The 3,234-nt window shown below is 60.9% G+C and carries 2 protein-coding genes; one reads left to right on the top strand and one right to left on the bottom strand.

Going from position 1 to position 3,234, the window contains the following annotated elements; genetic code table 11:
• The coding region (locus WCA53_RS23135; RefSeq protein ID WP_423915960.1) for a CheR family methyltransferase at positions 1-2,320 on the bottom strand (2,320 nt) is incomplete at its 3' end.
• A gap of 271 nt (positions 2,321-2,591) precedes the next feature.
• Here WCA53_RS23135 and WCA53_RS23130 point away from each other — a divergent pair.
• Positions 2,592-3,191, top strand: a complete 600-nt coding sequence (locus WCA53_RS23130; protein ID WP_423915957.1) for a recombinase family protein — start codon at positions 2,592-2,594, stop codon at positions 3,189-3,191.
• Positions 3,192-3,234: the final 43 nt, after the last annotated feature.

The raw sequence follows: 3,234 nt of genomic DNA, 5'->3' as shown, positions 1-3,234 counted from the left end.
GTGTATAGCGCTTGATGCACATCGCCCGGTCGACGAAGATGGTCGCGATATCGGTCGAGGTAATCAGGTTCTGCAAGTCGTCGTTGGCCTTGCCGGTTTCTTCGATCTTGGTCTGCAACTCCGCGTTGACCGTGATGAGTTCCTCGTTGACCGACTGCAGTTCTTCCTTGCTGGTCTCAAGCTCTTCGGTTGCCGATCTCAACTCTTCATTGATCGCCTGGAGTTCCTCGTTCGACGCTTTCAGCTCTTCTGTGGACGTCTCGTATTTCTCGATCGTGTTCTGCAATTGCTGCTTGCTCAACTGCAACTCGCGTTCGAGTTGCATCATCACCCGGTCGTCACCCGTTCCATCATTCCCGGTGGCGTGGGTTTCCGTCATCGCTTCCTGAACCTCGTCGAACACTACGAGGATGAAGTCCGCGTCGGCTTCGTGGAACGGGCGTACGGTCATTTTCACGTACGAGGTCCGCCCGTCGCGTTCCAGCTTGACGCGCCGCGCCTCGACACTGTTGCCCGTCTGCACCGCCTGGAACAAGGCGGTGCGCAGGTCGAGCCGCAGTTCTGGAATGACCACGGCGATCATGTTGCTCGAGGGCTCACCCCCGGCATAGCGCAGGAACCGGCCCGCGTGGTCCGAAAGATGAACGATCTTCGAGTCGCGATTGACGATGACGCTGGGCGGCGCATATTGCTCCAGCACACGCTGGTGCAACGCGCTGAATGAAAAGTTGCGACGTTCAGGGGTCAACGCGGAAACGCCCTCTTCACGCGTCCCGTAAGTGCCACCGCCGATGAGCGCAGACGCGCTCGACATGGCCGGACGGGCAGCAACCCTCACCGCCTTGGCGCGATAGATCCGGTGCTTCTTGTCGATCACGCTGAACAGGTCATCGACAGCGTCCGCCGACTCCGAGCTGCCCAGGAACAAATATCCGTCGGGATGCAGCGCATAGTGGAACATCTCCAGCACCTGCCGCTGCACGGCCCGGTCGAGATAGATGAGGAGATTGCGACACGAAACAAAGTCGAGGCGCGAGAAAGGCGGGTCGCGCAAGACGTTGTGCATGGCGAACAGGATTTTTTCCCGCACGCTTTTCGCTACTTCGAAGCGCGAGCCCACCTTGGTGAAGAATTTACGCAGCGTGGGGCGGACATCGTTCATGACCGATTCCGGATACACGCCCAGGCGCGCGCGCGCCACGGCGCCTTCGTCGATATCGGTCGCGAACAGCTGGATGCTCGCGCGCGAATGCAGCGCCTCGCGCTGCTCATTCAGCAGCATCGCGAGGGAATACGCTTCCTCGCCCGAGGAGCATCCCGCGACCCATGCGCGTACCTGATCGCCTTCGTTCTTGCCGTTGAAAAGCGCAGGGAGTACGGCACGCTCGAGCGTTGCGAACGCTTCATGGTCGCGAAAGAAACTTGTCACCCCGATCAGCATGTCGGCAAGCAGTAGCGTGATTTCGCGCGGGTTGTCACGCAGGAAATCACGATACGCGACTAGATCAGGGACGCCGTTGACCTGCAACCGGCGCTCGATACGGCGAATCATCGTGGCTCGCTTGTAGAAGCGAAAGTCGTGGCCGGTCCGGGCGCGCAGGTTCACGAGGATGTCGCGCAACGCGACTTCGGCTTCACTGCGGCGATCGGCGCTTTCCCCGGACGACAGCAGCACGGGATCGAGGTCCGGCAGCGCGATCCGCCTGGCGTTGCGCCAGATATCGAGTAGGCGCTGCGGCATTTCCGCTACGGGCATGACGAGATCGATCTGGTCGGTCAGGATCGCGTTCTGTGGCATTTCGGCGTATTCCGCGTCGTTCGGATCTTGCGCCAGCGTGACCCCGCCGCGTTCCTTGACGCTTGCGATCCCGAGCGCGCCGTCGCTTCCCGTACCCGACAAGACAATGCTCATCGCATATTGGCCGTGTGCTTGCGCCAGGCTGCGGAAAAACCGGTCGATGCTAACCGGATGCCCGCTAGCCGGCTCGGCACTCCTAGCATGAAGATGGCCGTACGCCATGGTCAGGCTTGTGCCCGGCGCGATCACGTAGATATGGTTGGGTTCGATCGGCGTGGTGCTGCTCACCTGCTTCACGCGCATGCGGGTGACTTGCTGCAGGACCTTGTCCGCGCTGCTGACGTGCTTGGGCGAAAGATGCAATACGACGACGAATGCCATACCCATGTCGGACGGGGCATTTTCGAAGAATCGCATCAAGGCCTGCACGCCGCCCGCCGACGCGCCTATGCCGACCACGGGAAAGTCGAGTGACCTCTCGGGACCTGCGGTATCCGGCCCGTCGCCGGCTTCAGACGATATCGATGATGATGGGATCTCGCTCACACCTGCAGCCTCATTGCATGTTCCTGGATGCTCGAAAGATACCACTACCCGTGCAAGGCGACCGGTTCGGCTGGACCGTTGCACCATGACGAGGCGGTCATTGTGTCCGGCCCAATTAACTGAGCCGGAAAACAGAATCGCGATTCGCTTGCTAACATGAGCGTGTCTGGCGCGTTTTCGCGCGGTCTGTTCCCCGTCCTTTTTTCCACCACTGGCAAGCTATACGAGTCAACCTGGAGCGCGTGTCGTGAATCTATTCGTGTACACCAATACCGGCGGCGACCCCGATCTGCGCGAACGTGACCTGATCAAGATTGATGCATCGGGCTTTCTGATCGACATGTCCCGCGTATTCGTCGATCATTGCGACGCTGCAACGCCTGCCGCGTTGCGCATGGGATTGCAACAGGTCATTCGTCGCATTGCGCATGGTGACACGCTGGTGGTTTCGCGTCTGAGCTATCTCGGCAACGGTATCGCGGATGTCGTTTCGTCGCTTAAGGCGCTCTCCGAGAAGTCCGTGCGCGGCTTGTGCGTCGAACTAGGCAATGCCGATTTGTGCGCGAAGGGTGACGCCGCGATGCTGCGCATGTTGCAACTCGCAGGCAAGCTGGAGGCCGACGTCAAGCGCGCACGTGCGCTTGAAGCTGCAGCGGTCGCGAGGAGGGAGGGTATTCCGCAAGGACGCCCTGCCTCGCTGTCGGATACGCAAAGACAGCAGGCGCTGAGGGAACTGGCCGCGGGCAATTCCGTGACGGCAGTGGCCAGGGCGCTCAGTACTTCGCGGCAGACTATTATTCGGGTGCGCGAAGGGGCCAAGGGGCCTGGGGCGGCGGCCAATGGTTAGGGCTGGGGCGCTGCTGCTTGCGGTGAGGGGTTGGGCGGGGTGC

The sequence above is a fragment of the Caballeronia sp. genome, from assembly GCF_049581465.1.
Taxonomy (GTDB): Bacteria; Pseudomonadota; Gammaproteobacteria; order Burkholderiales; family Burkholderiaceae; genus Caballeronia.
This window is presented reverse-complemented; position numbering and strand designations above follow the sequence as displayed.